The following is a 17,269-nucleotide window of genomic DNA, read 5'->3' as shown; positions in this document are numbered from 1 at the left end:
ATTAACATTATTGTTGATGAATTTCAGCATTTTACTCCAATAATTTAAAACTATAACCAGGTATGAAATTTTTGGATAAACCAATTTTTGACCCACTGTGTAAGTAAACAATAGCAGACCAAAATGCCGATAAGCCATGGAAAATAAGTCAGAGGCAGTGCTTCCATTTTTAAGGCAGCGGCAAATGGCGTAAACGGCAAAACGACACCAATAATCATAATTAAACTCGTCAAGGCAACAACCGGTGCAGCAGCCCAACTTTGAATAAAGGGTATTTTCTTGGTCCTTATCATATGAATAATTAATGTTTGTGAAAGCAATCCCTCTACAAACCAACCAGTCTGAAAGAGTGTTTGATCCGATACCGTATTGGCCTTGAACACGAAAAACAATACCGCAAAAGTGGCGAAATCAAACAATGAACTTATAGGGCCAATAAATAACATAAACTTAGAGACACTACCAGCATCCCATTTCTTTGGCTCGACGATAAATTCCTCATCCATGCTGTCCCAAGGAATAGATACCTGCGATATATCGTAGAGTAGATTTTGAATAAGCAGATGCACCGGCAGCATCGGTAGAAAGGGAAGAAAAGCACTGGCCCCAAGCATACTGAACATATTGCCGAAATTGCTGCTTGCCGTCATCTTGATATATTTAATGATATTTCCAAAAGTTCGACGTCCATAAATAACCCCTTTGCGCAGCACCATAAGATCTTTTTCCAGCAGAATGATATCTGCACTTTCTTTGGTAATGTCAACAGCCGTATCTACACTGATACCCACATCAGCCTCCTTAAGTGCCGCCGCATCATTGATACCATCGCCCATAAAGCCAACCGTATGTCCTTTATCCCGCAATGCTTTTACAACACGAACTTTTTGAAGAGGGCTCAACTTTGCAAATACCGATACCTCATCAACATATTGATTTAACTCGGTGTCCGGAATGCTATCTAATTCATTTCCATTGACAATCCGATCAACCGGAATGCCGACATCCATACAAATTTTGCGTGTGATAATCTCATTATCTCCTGTCAACACTTTGATCCCGATTCCCAATTTTTGTAAGGATTCAATGGCCGGCTGTGAAGAGGGTTTGGCCGGATCCAAAAAGCCGATAAATCCCGTCAACGTCAATTTCGCTTCATCTGCAACAGCATAGGTCAAGGGGTGAGCACCTTCAAATTCGCGGATGGCAACCAATAAAACACGTAATCCCTCCTCATTCATCTTTTTCGAGGTTTTCAATACAATTTTACGCATCGTATCGTCCATCGGTACAGTACGGTCATTTTCGACATGCAGGCTACGGTCATCTCCCGGATCAAAAGCGTGTGTACAAAGCTCAAGCATTTCCTCTACAGCCCCTTTACAGATCAGTAGATGTTTGCCATTATGCTGTTTGAGGACCACAGACATCCGTCGCCGCTGAAAATCAAATGGAATCTNNAAATCTCGTCAATTTTCAGATATTGATCCTCCACTTTCAAGTAATCGTGCAATTCGGCATGTTCCAACACAGCCTTATCCATCAAATTCTTGAGACCAGTCTGATGAAAACTATTAAGATAGGCCCATTTGAGCACCTCATCATCTTCGACCCCATACACATTAAGATGTTTTTCCATGACGATCTTGTCCAATGTCAACGTCCCTGTTTTGTCGGTGCACAGAATATCCATGGCACCTATATTCTGGATAGAATTTAACCGCTTGACAATGACTTTACGCTTGCTCATATTGACAGCACCCTTTGCTAGGTTAGCGGTGACAATCATGGGCAGCATTTCGGGAGTTAAACCTACAGCGACAGCAATGGCAAACAGTAGCGCTTCTGTCCAGTTCCCTTTCATCAACCCATTGATCAAGAAGATCAGCGGAACCATGACCAGCATAAAACGGATCAATAAGAAACTCACCTTATTTATACCCTTATCAAAACTTGTTTCGGGACGTTCGCCGGTAATCGATTTGCTGATACTCCCAAAATAGGTGTAACTTCCTGTCGTTACAATCACGGCTATCGCCGATCCACTAACAACATTGGTCCCCATAAAACAAATATTACAAAGTTCAATAGGTGATTTTTCCGCCGCATTCCGGATAGGCAAATAATTCTTCTCTACCGGAAGCGCCTCTCCAGTCAGCATACTTTCACTCACAAAAAGATCCTTACTCTGAACAATACGGCAATCTGCAGGTATCATATCCCCAGCAGAAAGGTATACAATATCTCCCGGCACCAGTTCGACAATAGGAATCTCTCTTTTCCCTTTAAATTTCCGCAATACTGTTGCCGTAGTTTTGACCATACTTTTTAATTTTTCTGCCGCGGCATTACTTCGATACTCCTGTACAAAACGAAGCAGCGCACTGACCAAAATCATAATGGACACCACAACAACTGTTTTATAATCTCGTTCGCCAACCTCTGGAAGCCCTACATCGATGATAAAGGAAACAGTGGCAATCAATAACAGAATATATATAAAGGGGTTGGCAAAAGATTTCAATAGCTGCACATACCACTTTGGGGCCTTTTGATGTTTCACCTCATTTAATCCAAATTTCTGTTGACGTTCCTTAGCCATTTCATCTGTAATCCCCTCTCTGCTCGTTTCTAACATCGCGCAGGCAAGTTTTTCATCCTGACTGGCCACCCCCTGTAACTTGGTCACGGTCCCCACATTCATTCCATTGGAACTGATCATATTGTGCAATGGATTCTTTGTTGTTTTATTGTTCATTTTAATCATAACCCTATAGCCCCTTTCATGTTAATTTCCGTAAATCCCGTTCTTATTATAGATCCGATTCTTATTACAGGTCCGACTCTGTACCTATAATTTCCCAGCTTATTTTTGTTACTCTTTCCTCGATGGTCAATCGACTAGCCATCCGTTCGATAAGACTATCTTGCTGACCGATGGCTCTAACGATGGCCCTAATGACAACGCCGTTTGTAGCGAGGGTATCGTCACTCGAAAGCGAAGACAACAACAGTTTTTCGTTACTGCTCAGCATCTGCATCAGTAAAACACGAATATGATTTTCGATGTCTATCCCACAGCCTATGGTCAGTAGATATTCGGTTTGTGATGCTGCAGATTTATTAAAAGTCAAGAAGGCCATTTTTTGCCCGATTGGGCGAAAGATCAGGTGTGTAAGAATAATAGCCAACGCAACCACAAATGCTTGGGCATGCAAACCTAGACCACAGAGCGCCCCTACTGCAGCCGAACACCAAATCGTCGCCGCCGTGTTTAGACCATGCACATTCAAACCGTCCTTCATAATCACACCAGCGCCAAGAAAACCAATTCCGCTGACCACATAAGAAGCAATCCGTCCGGTAGCATCACCGCCAATTTCTATGGAAAGCAGCACAAAAGCTGCTGCTCCCAACGAAACTAAAGTATTTGTCCGAAGCCCCGCATTTTTCTGGCGCCATTGGCGCTCTACTCCCACGGCAGCCCCCAAAAGCAATGCTACAAATAATCGTATGGCAAATTCAAAAACACTCATCTCTTTGTCTTCCTTTGCCTGCAAAGGTGCGCATTCCTACCTCCATGATCCGTTAGAGATCTTTTAGAAAATTATTAGAATTTTATTAGAGAAATAATCAAATTAAAAAACTGTAATACAGCTACTTATAATTTAAATATAAAATTTACAGATCAAGCTGTCCAATTTCTTTAACTTCAAGCATTGTTGTGGTGTAAATCAGTTACACTAAAAACAATAAAAAATGAAACAACGCATCAATTTTTTCGCAAAAGGGCAAAACGCCATGAAATCAATGTATGGAATAGGTACATATCTGAGCAAGTGTTCGATAGAACAAGAGCTTTTGCATCTTATTTATTTCCGTGTATCACAAATCAATGGCTGTGCGTATTGTCTTGACATGCATTCAAAAGATCTACTGGCGACCGGAGATCAACCACAACGATTGTTCTTATTGGATGCCTGGCGGGAGGCACCTCTGTATAGCGAACGTGAACGTGCTGGGCTGGAATGGGCCGAAGCCGTGACCAAAATTACGCATGGTGATGTGTCGGACGAGGTTTATACGAAAGCAACTACTGTATTTTCGGAAGAAGAACTTATCGACCTGACCTTGGCCATTACAGCAATCAATTCCTATAACAGGATCAATATTTCCTTCCGCACACAAGCAGGAAGCTACAAAGTTGGGCAGCACAAAGTACAGCCAACCTCATAAACAGGAGGTCGATATTTATACGATAAATTAAACCATAAAAATGAAAGATTTCATCTTATTATTTCGTCAGGGGGCCAATGAACCAAGTCAACTGACAGAAGAAGAAGCAAAAGCTGTAAACAAAAGATGGTACGACTGGATTAGTGACATCGATGCGCAAGGTAAACTGAAGGATCATGGCTCCCGTCTTGAGCCAGCCGGAAAGGTATTAAAGCCAGGCGGTATCGTTACGGATGGACCTTTTGTGGAGATTAGGGAAAGACTCGGCGGTTTTATTGTCGTCGCAGCAGACGATCTTGACGAAGCCACAACCTTGGCCCATGGCTGTCCTATACTCGAATTTAATGGTAGTGTAGAGATACGTGCACTGCTCAACTAATCATATACGGGGCAGCTGTACACGCGCACAGCCGCCCCTGTTTTAGACTTATGGATCCGGATTTTCTAAAAGAGCTTTTCCAGCAAGAATTTACCAAAATAGTCGCTGTCATCAGTAAAAGTTTTGGTCTTCAATACATCGAAATCGCCGAAGATATCGTCAGCGAAACTTTCTTATTGGCCACAGAATCTTGGCAGACCAAAGGCGTTCCTGCAAATCCTAAGGCTTGGCTGTACACGGTTGCAAAACAAAAGACATTGGCCCAGTTTCGAAGAAATAAAATATTTAAAGATAAAATCATCCCTGCAGTGCGACAGAGCGAGCTGGAAGCGGAAACCTTCGACGACTTTAATTTCTCACAGGAAAATATCAAAGACAGCCAATTAAAAATGCTGTTTGCAATCTGCACGCCAGCAATTGCAAGTGAGGCTCAAATAGGTCTTGCCCTTAGAATCCTCTGTGGTTTTGGTATAGACGAAATTGCCGAAGCATTTCTTTCCAACAAAGAAACCATCAATAAGCGCCTATTCAGAGCAAAGGAAAAACTACGTTCAGAAAAAATCGAACTCGAACTGCCCTCCGAAGCAGAAATTATTAAACGCCTCGATAACGTACTCCATATTATTTACCTCTTATTTAATGAAGGGTATTATTCTAAAACCCAAAATCAAATTTTAAGAAAGGAGCTCTGTATTGAAGCTTTACGCCTTGCGCTAATGCTTTCGACTTATGAGAAAACAAATACACCTAAGACCAATGCGCTTATTGCGCTGATTTGTTTTCATTCCTCCCGTTTCGAGGCAAGGCTGACCAATGAAGGTGATTTCATTTTGTATGAGCAACAGGATGAGGAACGCTGGAATCAAGAACTCATACATCAAGGGCTTCATTTTCTCAAGAACGCTGCATCGGGCGGCGAACTCACATCCTACCATCTGGAGGCTAAGATTGCGCAATGCCATTGTATAAAGGAAGACAGTCCAGAAAAATGGGCCGAAATACTGCAATGGTATGACCGTTTATTAGTTGTCAATTATTCCCCGGCAGCTGCATTTTGTGCTGCTGGGAGAACTCTATAAGGAACTGGACAAAAACAAAGCCATCGCAAACTTTAACAAAGCAAAAATCCTGGCTAAAACAACATTGGAAAAAGAGATCATCCAACAGAAGATCGATGCTATAAAGTCTGCAATGGCCTAATTGTTTGCTATTGATCGATTACTTTTGCTCCTTTCCAATAGGATACAAAAAGTTGGTATAGCTCCGAGGGCTCCAAATCAATAGTTGAGGACGAATACATGATACACAGTTCTTGAGTGGATTCTTGATAAGCCATTTTCCATAACAGCGACGAAAGCTGCTCTTTATATTTAGGGGGATTACCCAATGTAACAATGACCATCGTATCACCACCGACTTTTTGTAAGTCGATGCTTTTGACATCCTGCCAGTCGCCTTGGCCAAAAGCTTTCGATACTGGTGTTGTCTTTCCAAGAAAATAGCGGTCGTTAAAAACAATTTGCGCTGTTTTATCCCGAAGGCTCAGTAGGCTGGAAAACAATAAAATTAAGAGTACTAGCAATGCTCCTGCAGAGAAAACTGTCGGTTTGGCTTTAAATACACCATCAAATAAACCGATACTGTACAATAAAACGATCAGAAGCAACAAACATAGGCCTCCCGAAATTGACAGTAGCTGACTTGTTTTCTTTTTATTTCTGTATAAGCTTGTTTCCTTCATCTGCTTAATTTCCCCAGTTAACATTCAGGTTATGTTTTTCAGCATAAGCTTTTCCTAAAGCATATACGTTGTCAAACACCTCGTTAATGGAAGGCATATCGTTTTTTTCGATCTTTTGGAGTAATGCCTGCTTTTCTTCAGCCGAACCTTTGCCATCACATAACTTTGCATAGGCGGTATATTCATTTTTATAGACAGGCAAAACTTTTTCAAATAATGCAATAGACTGCTCTTTCAGTGCTTTTGCATCGGCATCGGAAACATTCAGTTCCTTAATATCCATTAAGGCCTTTTCAACAACCTGAATTTTGATCCCGACAGATTTTTGAGCTTCATCGCCTACTTTCTTACTGGAGGGCATATCCGCAAATTCTACGGTCTCCTGCTTGAGCTGTTTGCCATAGCGTTCAGGGGCAAAATCTGCTACAAGATTTGTGTTTAAAACAACTTTTCCGAAAAAAGTCTCTGGACTTGGGGATTGACAAGCTGTAAAAAATAAGCTCATCGACATAAAAATAATAAATAGTGAGTGCTTCATATATAAATTCTGTTTGTGACCAAAGTAATTAATTATCATGAAATAGGCAAACATGTTGCCCCCGCCCTCCTGCTTTATAAAATTGTCATCAACCCTTCCTTTTAGGCAAAAAAGCACGATATCGGAGCGATTTATATTGCACAAAATGTTAATTTTTAATATATTAGCAATTACAACATAAGAGATTAAAAACAGTCATTATGGGCTATGATATTAGTTACCACCCCATCTCAGAACAGCAGATAGAAACTTGGTATTTTGACTTGCTCAAAAATCCTGAAAAGATTGAGGAAGTTTCTGCAACTCACCAACTAGAAGACTTCTATAAAACCAAATACCAAGACACCTTAAATGCGGGTCGGGAAACCGACAAAAATGATTATTTTGACAAAACCCACGGTTTTTTCATTGCTGTTGTACAAGGTTTTTTCGAAAAATACTTCTATGTTCGAGGTGGAGCCCTGTCCTTCTCCAAAAATGACCATTTATCCAGCTATTACAAACAGTGGGAACAATTTGTTCAACAAGAATTTCTAACCAATAATATCGAAAATAGGCTTGTAGAAAATTATTGTTCCGGTGTCTTTATCCCCGCAGAAAAAGTCGCGCAATTGTTGATAGATTACCAAAGTGACCCGACGATCAAGGATGAATTAGATACGCTATTTTCTGATAACCGTATTTCTATTTTCCTCAATGCACTGCAATATGCCAAAGATCGTAACCTTGGTCTCTTGGAAGCAACAGAAGTTGTCGAACCACAACCTTTTGATCTGAATGAATCAAAAAGTTACTCCAACCTTTTTAACTGCGACAAAGAAGGACCGCTTTTATATCAGACAACAGCATTAAAACAGATCCAGGAAATAGAACAACGCAATGGACTTCCAGAAAATGAGATTTTACCAAATGTCAAAACAGAGACAATCCATGCAGACCCAAAACATTTTGAAACCACAGACAGCTCTCAAAGCAGCAAAAAAAAGAATTTTTGGAAGAGATTATTCGGTAAAAATTAGGCGCTGGTCTCTGCTGGACATTGGCACTATAGCTACCTTTCATAGCATCTACACTGTTGAAGAAATCTTGAATTCCGACCCATTAAACACGTCAATAATATTGATTTCAATCTGTTATACGGATATATTTCAAAAACAATTGATCGCCTTGCGTCTGAATTAAACAAATGATTTGACGATATTCATCTTAGAATTATAACTGCTCACCCCATTATGATCTTCATTTTTCTCCTTATTATTCTTACGCTGTTCGGGATTGTATATCTGCTTCGTTCGGCTGTCAAAAAACAACAACGGAAAATAACAATTGCTGAGTATGCCATTATCATCGGCTACCTGATTTCATTAATGATAAGCGGGGTAGGGCTATTATTCCACTCGAGTCAATATAATCAAGCCGTAGATCCCGTAGATGGTGATTGTTATATTCCCTTCGGCGGAAAACACCTTGTATCGCTATCATTTTATTTTATTGCATTTAATATTTCAGCAATAGCGATTTGGCTCAAGGGACGAAAAATCCCCCCTATTCCTCTTGTTCTGATGCTGATTATGTTAATGATAGGTAGTATTATCAGTCTGTTTGTGCTCGTTCAGGTCAGTCACCACGATACGTCCACATTGGATATGTATGTTGGCAACGAAGGAACTTTATTCTTTATTTTCACGCCAATATGCTGCTTGATTATGGGCATTGGGCTAATCCGTAAAATCATCGTTGAAGAGCGGGGTTACGCTATGAACAGAAGCTATGCCAACAGCACGCTCAATAAAATCAATAACCTGCTTTCCTCAAAGCTGAATTATCCGACATGGGCTCTTATTTTACTTGTTCCAGTCTTTCTCCTACTAACTATCATCCTTGTCCTATTGGGGCAGGATCGGGATTCAATGGTGAAAGTTTTCACAGAAACAACTACTTGGGCTTTTTCACAAAAAATGCACCCTCCTATCCTCGATCATCAGGGCCATTACCTCTGTACAGTTGCGGCAAAAGGAGATCCCGCTCTTGTTAAACCCCTACGGCTAGGTACAAGACATGGCAACACGATCATTGTCAATAGACAGCTTCAGGTGGCCAACGCATTCGAAGAAATATTAAGCGATTTATCACCAGCATTACATCGCTATGTCAGATATTGCTACGATAAATATGGTTTTAATATCTCCGTCAAAATTAATTCCAGCAGCGCATCAAATGTGACTTATATTTTGATGAAACCACTAGAATATATATTTTTATTTTTCTTATATACATTCTACGTCGAACCCGAAAAGAAAATCGCAAAACAATACAGCTAATTTTTAAAATCGTAGCCAACAATCAGCCATTACCCCAATTTTCTCCATTTCGGGAAACATTTCATTTTAATCATTATGGATCAAACACATTATTTTATCGTTCTGACGGGAGGACCTGGAGTCGGTAAAACAACCTTATTAAATGAATTACATAAGCAGGGATTCAGCATTGTGGAAGAGGATGCACGGCGCATCATCCGAGAACAATTGGAAGCCGATGCTGATGGTCTACCCTGGAAAAATAAAACTCGCTATGCCAAACTCATGTTGGCCGCTTCGTCAGCCAGCTATTTGATGCAGGTGAGGCAAGATCACCAAAACTACATTTTTTTTGACCGCGGAATTCCAGATACATTGGCATATATTGCGATGGAAGGTCTTTCAATCGAAGAAGAACTGCTTCACGAAGCAAAAGGTCGACGTTATCATAAAAAAGTATTTATCTTACCGCCTTGGGCAGAGATCTATGCGAATGACAACGAGCGGAAACAAACTTGGCGGGAGGCCGAAAACACTTTCAAGATAATGAAAGAGACCTATACACAACTCGGTTATGAAACCATTGAGGTTCCAAAAACAACGGTAAACGATCGCGTTCAGTTCATCCTGAAAGCCCTGGAACAGCAAAACTATTGATTCCGCATTTCTTCCTCAATACGGCGGTCAGGTATAAGCCACATAATAGCGACTGTTCCATACATGAGCAAACTGATATAGGGATTAATAAAAGACAGTCCTATCCCCAAAAAATACAGCGCTGTAGAAATATTTTCCTTAACCTTCGATTTAACCGCTTTTTTCAGTGCAGATTCTTCCCCTTCGATTTGAATCACAAAATATTCAACGATATTATATGATATGGAACACATGATCAGGACAAAGCCATAAGCGATAATAGGATCCCTTTCAAAATGTGACTCACCAATCCAATTTGTTGTAACCGGCATTAATGATAGCCAAAACAATAAATTCAAATTGCTCCAAAGAACTTTTCCATTTACTTTTCGAACAATTTGAAAGAGATGATGGTGATTATTCCAGTACAGTCCAACGTAAACAAAACTAACGATATAGGAGATAATTTTAGGATATAATGGTTTAAGGCTCGCAAAAGTAAATCCTTCAGGTACTTTTAATTCAAGTACCATAATCGTTATAATGATGGCCAAAACGCCATCACTGAATGCTTCTAACCTGCCTTTAGTCATTTTTGAAGATCGGAGTTAATAGCTGATACTGCAGGCCTAAGCGGAATACATTTAATCGTGCCACACCGGGATCAGCACCAAGCATCCCGTTGTTATAATCCTTCAATCCCCATGAATAACCGGCAAACACGGTATAACGGTCATAATTTACATTAAACTGTAAACGAGGGCGTAGATCCAAATCGATAACCTTGCCTCTATCACGATCAAAACTTGTTTTATTCCCCTGTTTATCTTCAATGCTACCATTTTCTTTGATACTCAGCGTTTTGGCAATATCCATACCCAACTGAATATCCATTGTCATCGGTTCAAAAAAGACACGATAGCCAACAAAAGGATTAAAATTGATAAATTGTTGATTTAGACGGGTCTGACCACGGCTTCCATTCATAAACTCATTGCCTTCCAAATCAATCTTTGTCTGCAATCGTTCATATGCACCCTCTAAACCTAATATTAGGTTGTTGGCAAAAACATAACGGTAGTTTAAAGCGCCTCCAATATTGATTCCATATTTTTTTCCATAAGGATTATTGGTATAATAGTCCTGTTGTGTAGATCCATTCAACGTACTCTTTGCTTCCGTTCCCGATCCCGTAAAATTGGACACACCGGAGGTGACACCCACACGTAGTTCATGAGATTGCGAGAAAGCCATAAAATGGGTTATACCAGCAAAAAGTCCGACAAGTAAAAATCTCTTCATCATAACCGAAATATTAAATTAAAATCCTTTAAAAAATTGAGCGAATTTGATTGTTAAAAGTAAGAAAATTTATGTGATTCAACTTACTCCAATCTTTATTTTTTCTGTAACGATAAGCTGTATTCATCAGCGGAAATCCATCAATCTTATCAGCCAATAAAAAAATATCAGGAGACAATATGACTATATTTATTGAACTACATCAATGGAAATGAATCAATTCAGGCTTATTTTTGTTGTATTACAAACAAAAGAATAATCCGTATGAAATATATATTGGAAAACCCTATCCTTGGCCATATTACTGAGCAGAAATATAAGACCACAATACAATGGAGAAATGGAGAATTTATTACGGATGAACCTGAAAAACTTGGTGGCAAAGATCTTGGTCCTGACCCCTACACCCTTCTCATCTCATCGCTTGTATCTTGTACCTTAGCTACTTTACGCATGTACATCGATAAAAAAGGGCTTGATATTCCAGAAATTTCAGTCAGTTCAAATATGTACCTCAAAATTGAAAAAGGACAGGTGGTTACATATTTTGATCGCGAGATAGCTTTTGGACAAATCTTAGCAGAGGATACCCGAGAACGCCTGCAACAAATTGCCGAAGAATGTCCCATTTCAAAAATTTTAAAGGGTAATGCCATTGTCAATACGCTCATCAGGACAAATCCTTAAACAAGAACATCATGAAAATATTAACCTTTCTCATATTTGGTAAAAATGAAGAAATTCTCCTCACGCTCAAGAGAATCATTGAAAACACGCCCAACTGGAATGCAACGATACAATACGATTTGGATGCCTGTAAAAAACAGCTTATTGACGTCCCTGTAGATGTTTTGTTATTGAGTTCAGGACTCTCTCCTCAGGAAGAGCGTATAATAACAGATCACCTTACGCGGCTCACTTATCCGATTGGTCTGATCAAACATTATGGCGGTGGAAGTGGACTTCTAAAAAATGAAGTCTATAGTCTTTTTCCAGACTTACTCTCCGTTTAATAAAGCACGGGCAATAGCGTCCTAGAAAAACAACCGAAAACCGTTAAAACTCTTTCTTTATTGAACTAGATCAATAGAAATCGGCGGCTAATAGGCTAATTTTGGATACTAAATAATAAGATCATGAACAGACAGAACTTTATAAAAAAGGGACTTTTAGGTTCCGGGATATTTGCATCAACAGTGTCTTCAGCTGATATCTTGAAGAATGATATTGACGAGATAGAACCGCTTGAAACGCTGGATGCCGAAGCTGTAAACTATAATTCAGACAAATTGGAAAACCATAGTGTCCTCCACAAGGCGGCTACACGCGGTCATGCAAATCATGGCTGGTTAGATAGCAATCATACGTTTAGCTTCGCCAATTATCACAACCCCGAACGTATGCACTTTGGTGTGTTACGTGTACTAAATGATGATTTGGTGGCTGAAGGAAGAGGTTTTGGCAAACACCCTCACGACAATATGGAAATCATCAGTATCCCTTTGGAAGGTGATTTGCAACATGAAGACAGCATGGGTAACAAAGCTATTATCCGGAAGGGAGATATTCAGGTCATGAGCGCTGGAACGGGCATCATACACAGTGAATATAATAAAAATACCGATCAGGCGGTCAAGTTTCTTCAAATTTGGGTGTATCCTAATCAACGGAATGTGAGCCCCCGATACGATCAAATTACATTGGATATAACACAAAGACAGAATAAATTCCAGCAAATTCTTTCTCCAAATCCAGAAGACGAGGGTGTATGGATCCATCAGGATGCCTGGTTTTCCATGGGGCACTTTGACAAGGATGTCCAAACAAAATACCAAATCAAAAAGGCAGGAAATGGTGTATATGTTTTTGTAATAAAAGGTAGTGTTACTGTCGAAGGACAAGAATTAGAAAGCAGAGATGGCTTTGGAATATGGGATGTCGCTGAAATTAACCTGAAAGTGACCTCAGCAGATACTGAAATCCTGCTGATGGATCTCAGTATGATATTGGACTAATTAGATGCACTATTTAGACATCAATTAACAAAAAAAGGGAGCCTATGAGGCTCCCTTTTTTTGTTAAGGCTATTTATATTTTAGAAAGTAACGGAATTCAGCTTTTTATCAACCAAAATACCATCTATTGCTTTCAGATTGAAGTTGACATTACGTTTTGCTTTCAATTTGATCTTAAATAAAACTTCAGATCCATTCAAAGTCTCCTTGTTGCCCAGATTAACAAAAGTAGCATACAGAGCCTTACTTCCATTGGTGTGAAGACGATCGTTGCTATAATTGTTCATCTCTTTTAAATGTACGGACTCAATACCGACATATTCAAAATCACCCTGATTGTAAGGAAGAGCAAAACTAAGTGCATTGACAGCTTTAAGATTCTCTCCACTAACACTGATCTCCACAATATCTCCCGATTTTAAGGTCGTTTTTGAGGGAATCAATTTTAATTTACCACTGACCTTTTCTTCTTTATTTGGTTTTGCACCACCTTCTATGACAACAGCGACATTGGAAATATCATAAGCGTCAATCAGATTATTTTTATTGACATCGCCATTGCTGACATAACCTTCAAAATCTCCATCTCCCAGTCGCAATCCCGTGTAGTTAATATAGGAAGTCAAGTCATTATGATCGATCAATCGGTCATTATTAATATCGCCCGGTAAGTAGCTTGACGATCCTGGTACTTTAAACACATATAATTCTCTTCCTGAACCGAAACCTCCAACAGCTTCAGAAACTGAAATTTTGATAAATCGAGCCACCGGATGGGTTCCAAAATCAAAACGTTTCATTTCGCCATCACGTTTCCAGTCAAAACTACCAGCTTCCGTCCAGGTGTCCTTATCGTTGCTATAGAATACTTTTCCTTTTAAAATGATGCCATTTCCGCCATCGGTTCTTGGAAGATACTCAAACTTATCCAATTGATTAAAGGATTTTAGATCTAAGGTCATATCAAACGGAACCGCAGTCTGTCCCCATTTTGTATGCCACATATCCCCCTCATCATAATTGAACAATTTATTGATACCATTTCCGCCTTGGTTATCCACAGAAGTCTCTGCTTTGATTCCTTCAATGGCAAATTCCAACGGGTTTGCCTTTGTCTTTGCGGCAAATGTACTCCAATCTGAAACACCAGATTTATTGACAGCTCTAATTTTAAACTGGTAATCCGTTTCCGCGGCCAATCCTTCGAATAGCAATTGACTGTCTTTGATGGTCGAATAGATCAGATTATTGAATTCAATTTCATAATAATCAGCATTTGCAACCTTTTCCCAGGTTGGCGTTAAGGTATATGCTTGTGTATGTTGATCTGTGATAATAGCTTTGGGCGAAGTCAAAGCACCAGTCTGAGCCAGATAGTTGTCAACAGGAGCAAATTCGAAACCCTCCAATTGTACTTCTATTGCGGTCGATGAGACATCCTGTTTGGCTAGTCGTACCAGCAACATCGGATTTTTCACCAAAGGTACTTTTTCAAATTCAGATCCCTTGGTTGCAAACTGATTCAGGTTTGGTTGTGCGTCGTAGAAATATACATTTTCAGAAGTATTAAACGCATCTATGCTATTCACTTCTTTAAGTTTGCTATTTTTCCCATTGACCTTTACCGTCAATTTCTTCGGTGCTTTGCTAACGTTGAAACGAATTTCCGTAGACTTCATTTTCTCAAAGCCGTCAAATTCGCCTTGCGTTGGAGCAATCGCAAAAACAACTTTATTGTTGTTTAACTGTGAAGTTATGGATGTATTTGCGCCCTTACCATAACGATAAGCCTCTGTCTCTCCATCATCATCATATTCCAGGAAACTGGAGTTCCCATAAGGATATACTTCATAAATACGTTGATCTTTTTTGATTTCCAGCACATTATTATTTGGATTGGTCACCGGAATAATGGCTCCATTTTTCACGAAAACGGGCAGCTTCCAAATAGGCACATTAAAGTTATTGATAATACGCCCTCCCTTGTATTTTTCACCCGTAAAATAATCAATCCATTCACCATCCGGCAGGTAGATACCATTGCGCATATCATTTCCCTTCTCATCCACATGTGTTTCTTGGTAAATCGGTGCTACAAGGAAATTTGGACCATAGAGGTACTGGTATTGCGTTGCTTTTCCAAGCGTATAACTATTTGCTTGCTCTAAAAACATAGCACGAATGATGGGCAGTCCATCTACTGCTTGTTTCGCAACACTATAGCTATAGGGAACCAACTGAGATTTCAATTTCAGATACAGACGATTGATAGAAGTAGCTGGCTCCCCCAAAGCATGTGGGTATTTCTCGTTCGATCCCCAGCCATCCATATTGAGTTCCATTGGTGTCCAGGTCTTCCATTGAAAATCACGAATATTGACCTTAAAATTTTTACCACCAAAGATCCCGTCCATATCGGAGGTAATATTGGGCTGACCTGAAAGTCCCGAGCCAATATATGTTGGTATATGGAATCGAATATACTCCCATACGCCTCCAGTCTGGTCGCCCGACCAGATACCGGCATAGCGCTGTGTGCCTGCCCAACCATCCAATGAAATAATAAATGGACGAGCGTTGTTACCATAGTAAGGTATAGTATGTCCCACATCGGCGACCCCATTGAGACCAAAGGAGTATCCTGGACCAACCCAGGCCACATCCGTTTTTAGGACTCGTACACCCGCATCCCGAACCTCTTTTACAATATCACGTTGCAGTAATGCACTTATACTATCTTTCGGATGGAGATCAGACTGTGTCCATAAACCGATTTCTACTCCATTCTTACGTGCATAATCACCAAACTCTTTCAAATTTTGGATATTTCCATCTAAAGATTCCGTTTGGCCATAGCCAGCACCATAGCCATCATTTGGAAGAATCCAGCCCAAAGGCATATCATGTGCTTTATACCGGTCTATTACAGCGCGGGCCGAAAACTGATAATTGTTTTTCTCACCGTTCAGCGATTCTTTGATTCCGCCATTGTCCTTTTGACTTTCTTTATAGCGTTTGCCGTCTTCAAATAGAATTCCCTTTTCATCTTCTTTCCAAAAATCGCGGTTATAGGCATTAAGATGCCCCTCATACAAACCAAATTTCGGTAGAAGAATTGGGTTGCCCGTCAATTGATAGAAATCGTTGAGCAAAGGTACTATCCCGTCATTAATCATAAAAAAGACATCTAGATAATCTGTATCATGCGCCAATTTTACTGTCCCAGGGGTTTTGGCTCCAAAGGTATAACTTCCCTTCTTAAAGGTATGCCACATAAAACCATACCCTTTGGTTGACCAGTAATAAGGGCTTGGAGAGGCAACACCACCATCGGTCCAGCTGTTCTGATTTTCGATTGCAATCACTTTTCCCTTATGTGAAAAACGCCCGTTTTGAACGCCGCCACCAAAAAAGTATTCATCCGCATTTTCCTTCAATTCAACGCTTACTTGTTTCTCTTCGAAAACAATTGGCTTTAAGCTTTCAACGACAATTTTATTGCTTTTCCGATTGAGGATACTAAACTGAGAAGTCTGTTTATCCATTGAAAAAAGAATATCGTTAGTGGAGATGCTGACCTTATTACCTTCATCCTTTACCTCAAGCCCAGTGACCGTTTTCCGAGGTTGCTCTACCAATATTTTTGCTTCGGGTTTTGCTTCGGGATCACGGATAATACCGCCATGAACATCCTGGAACATCCTAAAAATATGATTACCGTAGAAATCTAAAGTCAGACGTTGACCATTATCGTATACTATCTCGACTGTTGTCGGATTAATTTTCTGAATCGTGATAATACGGTTGCCTTGATCGCGACCTATTGTACTATAATATTTGATCGTACTTACTTTAGCGTCAACTCGAGTGGGTTGAAAAATAAAAGGAGAAGCCAATCCCATCAGTAAACTGACTTGTGCTTTTGTGCTCCAAAAAGATATCTTCATGCGTATGATTTATAATGCATTAAATTAACTTAACAATAATACAATAGTAAATCGAAGTAAAAAAGAGATTATGGAATGCAAACGATTGTCCAATAATAATGTTGCAGGCTAGCGGCGGTTGCGGAACAGCTTCCGATGGAGCAGGCTCACCGACGGTCCTGTGCTGCGATAACCA

Annotated in this window: 17 protein-coding genes; 9 read left to right on the top strand and 8 right to left on the bottom strand. The window is 39.9% G+C overall.

Annotation, left to right across the window (positions count from 1 at the left end; genetic code table 11):
• Positions 1-50: 50 nt before the first annotated feature.
• From mgtA to B2X72_RS11615, 3 genes are all read right to left on the bottom strand, one after another.
• Entirely contained in the window at positions 51-1,430 is a 1,380-nt protein-coding gene (gene mgtA / locus B2X72_RS11625; RefSeq protein ID WP_286849676.1) for a magnesium-translocating P-type ATPase, read from the bottom strand.
• Positions 1,388-2,602 (bottom strand): HAD-IC family P-type ATPase, encoded by a 1,215-nt coding sequence (locus tag B2X72_RS11620; protein ID WP_422663691.1) that lies wholly within the window; start codon positions 2,600-2,602, stop codon positions 1,388-1,390. Before B2X72_RS11620 ends, mgtA begins: the two co-directional genes overlap by 43 nt.
• A gap of 229 nt (positions 2,603-2,831) precedes the next feature.
• Entirely contained in the window at positions 2,832-3,536 is a 705-nt protein-coding gene (locus B2X72_RS11615; RefSeq protein WP_120336208.1) for an MgtC/SapB family protein, read from the bottom strand.
• A 223-nt stretch (positions 3,537-3,759) separates the two neighbouring features.
• Between B2X72_RS11615 and B2X72_RS11610 the strand changes: the two genes are divergently transcribed.
• From B2X72_RS11610 to B2X72_RS11600, 3 genes are read left to right on the top strand one after another with little or no spacing between them, the layout of a single operon-like run.
• Complete coding sequence (locus tag B2X72_RS11610) at positions 3,760-4,236, top strand: carboxymuconolactone decarboxylase family protein (protein WP_088162735.1); 477 nt, start codon at positions 3,760-3,762, stop codon at positions 4,234-4,236.
• Positions 4,237-4,276: 40 nt separating this feature from the next.
• The gene (locus tag B2X72_RS11605) at positions 4,277-4,615 is read left to right on the top strand and encodes a YciI family protein (protein WP_075993946.1); all 339 of its coding nucleotides are present in this window, start codon (positions 4,277-4,279) and stop codon (positions 4,613-4,615) included.
• A 50-nt stretch (positions 4,616-4,665) separates the two neighbouring features.
• Positions 4,666-5,694: an RNA polymerase sigma factor gene (locus B2X72_RS11600; RefSeq protein WP_286849673.1), complete on the top strand. Its 1,029-nt coding sequence runs from the start codon at positions 4,666-4,668 to the stop codon at positions 5,692-5,694.
• Between the two features lie 128 nt (positions 5,695-5,822).
• Here B2X72_RS11600 and B2X72_RS11595 read toward each other — a convergent pair whose 3' ends face one another.
• Together B2X72_RS11595 and B2X72_RS11590 are read right to left on the bottom strand one after the other, a co-directional pair.
• Complete coding sequence (locus B2X72_RS11595) at positions 5,823-6,380, bottom strand: hypothetical protein (RefSeq protein ID WP_145330106.1); 558 nt, start codon at positions 6,378-6,380, stop codon at positions 5,823-5,825.
• A complete protein-coding gene (locus B2X72_RS11590; protein WP_286849672.1) occupies positions 6,361-6,894 on the bottom strand; it encodes a hypothetical protein in 534 nt (177 codons plus the stop codon). Before B2X72_RS11590 ends, B2X72_RS11595 begins: the two co-directional genes overlap by 20 nt.
• Before the next feature lie 200 nt (positions 6,895-7,094).
• Here B2X72_RS11590 and B2X72_RS11585 point away from each other — a divergent pair, with 200 nt between their 5' ends.
• The 3 genes from B2X72_RS11585 (at position 7,095) to B2X72_RS11575 (ending at position 9,851) form a co-directional block, all read left to right on the top strand.
• Positions 7,095-7,913, top strand: coding sequence for a hypothetical protein (locus tag B2X72_RS11585; protein WP_075993950.1), 819 nt, complete (start codon positions 7,095-7,097; stop codon positions 7,911-7,913).
• A 213-nt stretch (positions 7,914-8,126) separates the two neighbouring features.
• Entirely contained in the window at positions 8,127-9,215 is a 1,089-nt protein-coding gene (locus B2X72_RS11580) for a DUF6688 domain-containing protein (protein ID WP_286849671.1), read from the top strand.
• Between the two features lie 75 nt (positions 9,216-9,290).
• On the top strand, positions 9,291-9,851 hold the full coding sequence (locus tag B2X72_RS11575; protein WP_088162742.1) for an AAA family ATPase: 561 nt from the start codon (positions 9,291-9,293) through the stop codon (positions 9,849-9,851).
• On the opposite strand, the gene B2X72_RS11570 is transcribed toward B2X72_RS11575, so the two are convergent.
• On the bottom strand, positions 9,845-10,423 hold the full coding sequence (locus B2X72_RS11570; RefSeq protein ID WP_075993953.1) for a TMEM175 family protein: 579 nt from the start codon (positions 10,421-10,423) through the stop codon (positions 9,845-9,847). The genes B2X72_RS11575 and B2X72_RS11570 overlap by 7 nt on opposite strands.
• Entirely contained in the window at positions 10,416-11,135 is a 720-nt protein-coding gene (locus B2X72_RS11565) for an outer membrane beta-barrel protein (RefSeq protein ID WP_145330102.1), read from the bottom strand. Before B2X72_RS11565 ends, B2X72_RS11570 begins: the two co-directional genes overlap by 8 nt.
• A 261-nt stretch (positions 11,136-11,396) precedes the next feature.
• Here B2X72_RS11565 and B2X72_RS11560 point away from each other — a divergent pair, with 261 nt between their 5' ends.
• From B2X72_RS11560 to B2X72_RS11550, 3 genes are all read left to right on the top strand, one after another.
• The gene (locus B2X72_RS11560) at positions 11,397-11,819 is read left to right on the top strand and encodes an OsmC family protein (protein WP_075993955.1); all 423 of its coding nucleotides are present in this window, start codon (positions 11,397-11,399) and stop codon (positions 11,817-11,819) included.
• Positions 11,820-11,830: 11 nt separating this feature from the next.
• Positions 11,831-12,145, top strand: coding sequence for a hypothetical protein (locus B2X72_RS11555; RefSeq protein WP_088162743.1), 315 nt, complete (start codon positions 11,831-11,833; stop codon positions 12,143-12,145).
• A gap of 123 nt (positions 12,146-12,268) precedes the next feature.
• On the top strand, positions 12,269-13,147 hold the full coding sequence (locus tag B2X72_RS11550) for a pirin family protein (protein WP_286849670.1): 879 nt from the start codon (positions 12,269-12,271) through the stop codon (positions 13,145-13,147).
• A gap of 80 nt (positions 13,148-13,227) precedes the next feature.
• On the opposite strand, the gene B2X72_RS11545 is transcribed toward B2X72_RS11550, so the two are convergent.
• Entirely contained in the window at positions 13,228-17,094 is a 3,867-nt protein-coding gene (locus B2X72_RS11545) for a TIM-barrel domain-containing protein (RefSeq protein WP_286849669.1), read from the bottom strand.
• Positions 17,095-17,269 lie beyond the last annotated feature (175 nt).

Source organism: Sphingobacterium sp. UBA7253 (assembly GCF_002472745.1).
Classification (GTDB): domain Bacteria; phylum Bacteroidota; class Bacteroidia; order Sphingobacteriales; family Sphingobacteriaceae; genus Sphingobacterium; species Sphingobacterium siyangense.
This window is presented reverse-complemented; position numbering and strand designations above follow the sequence as displayed.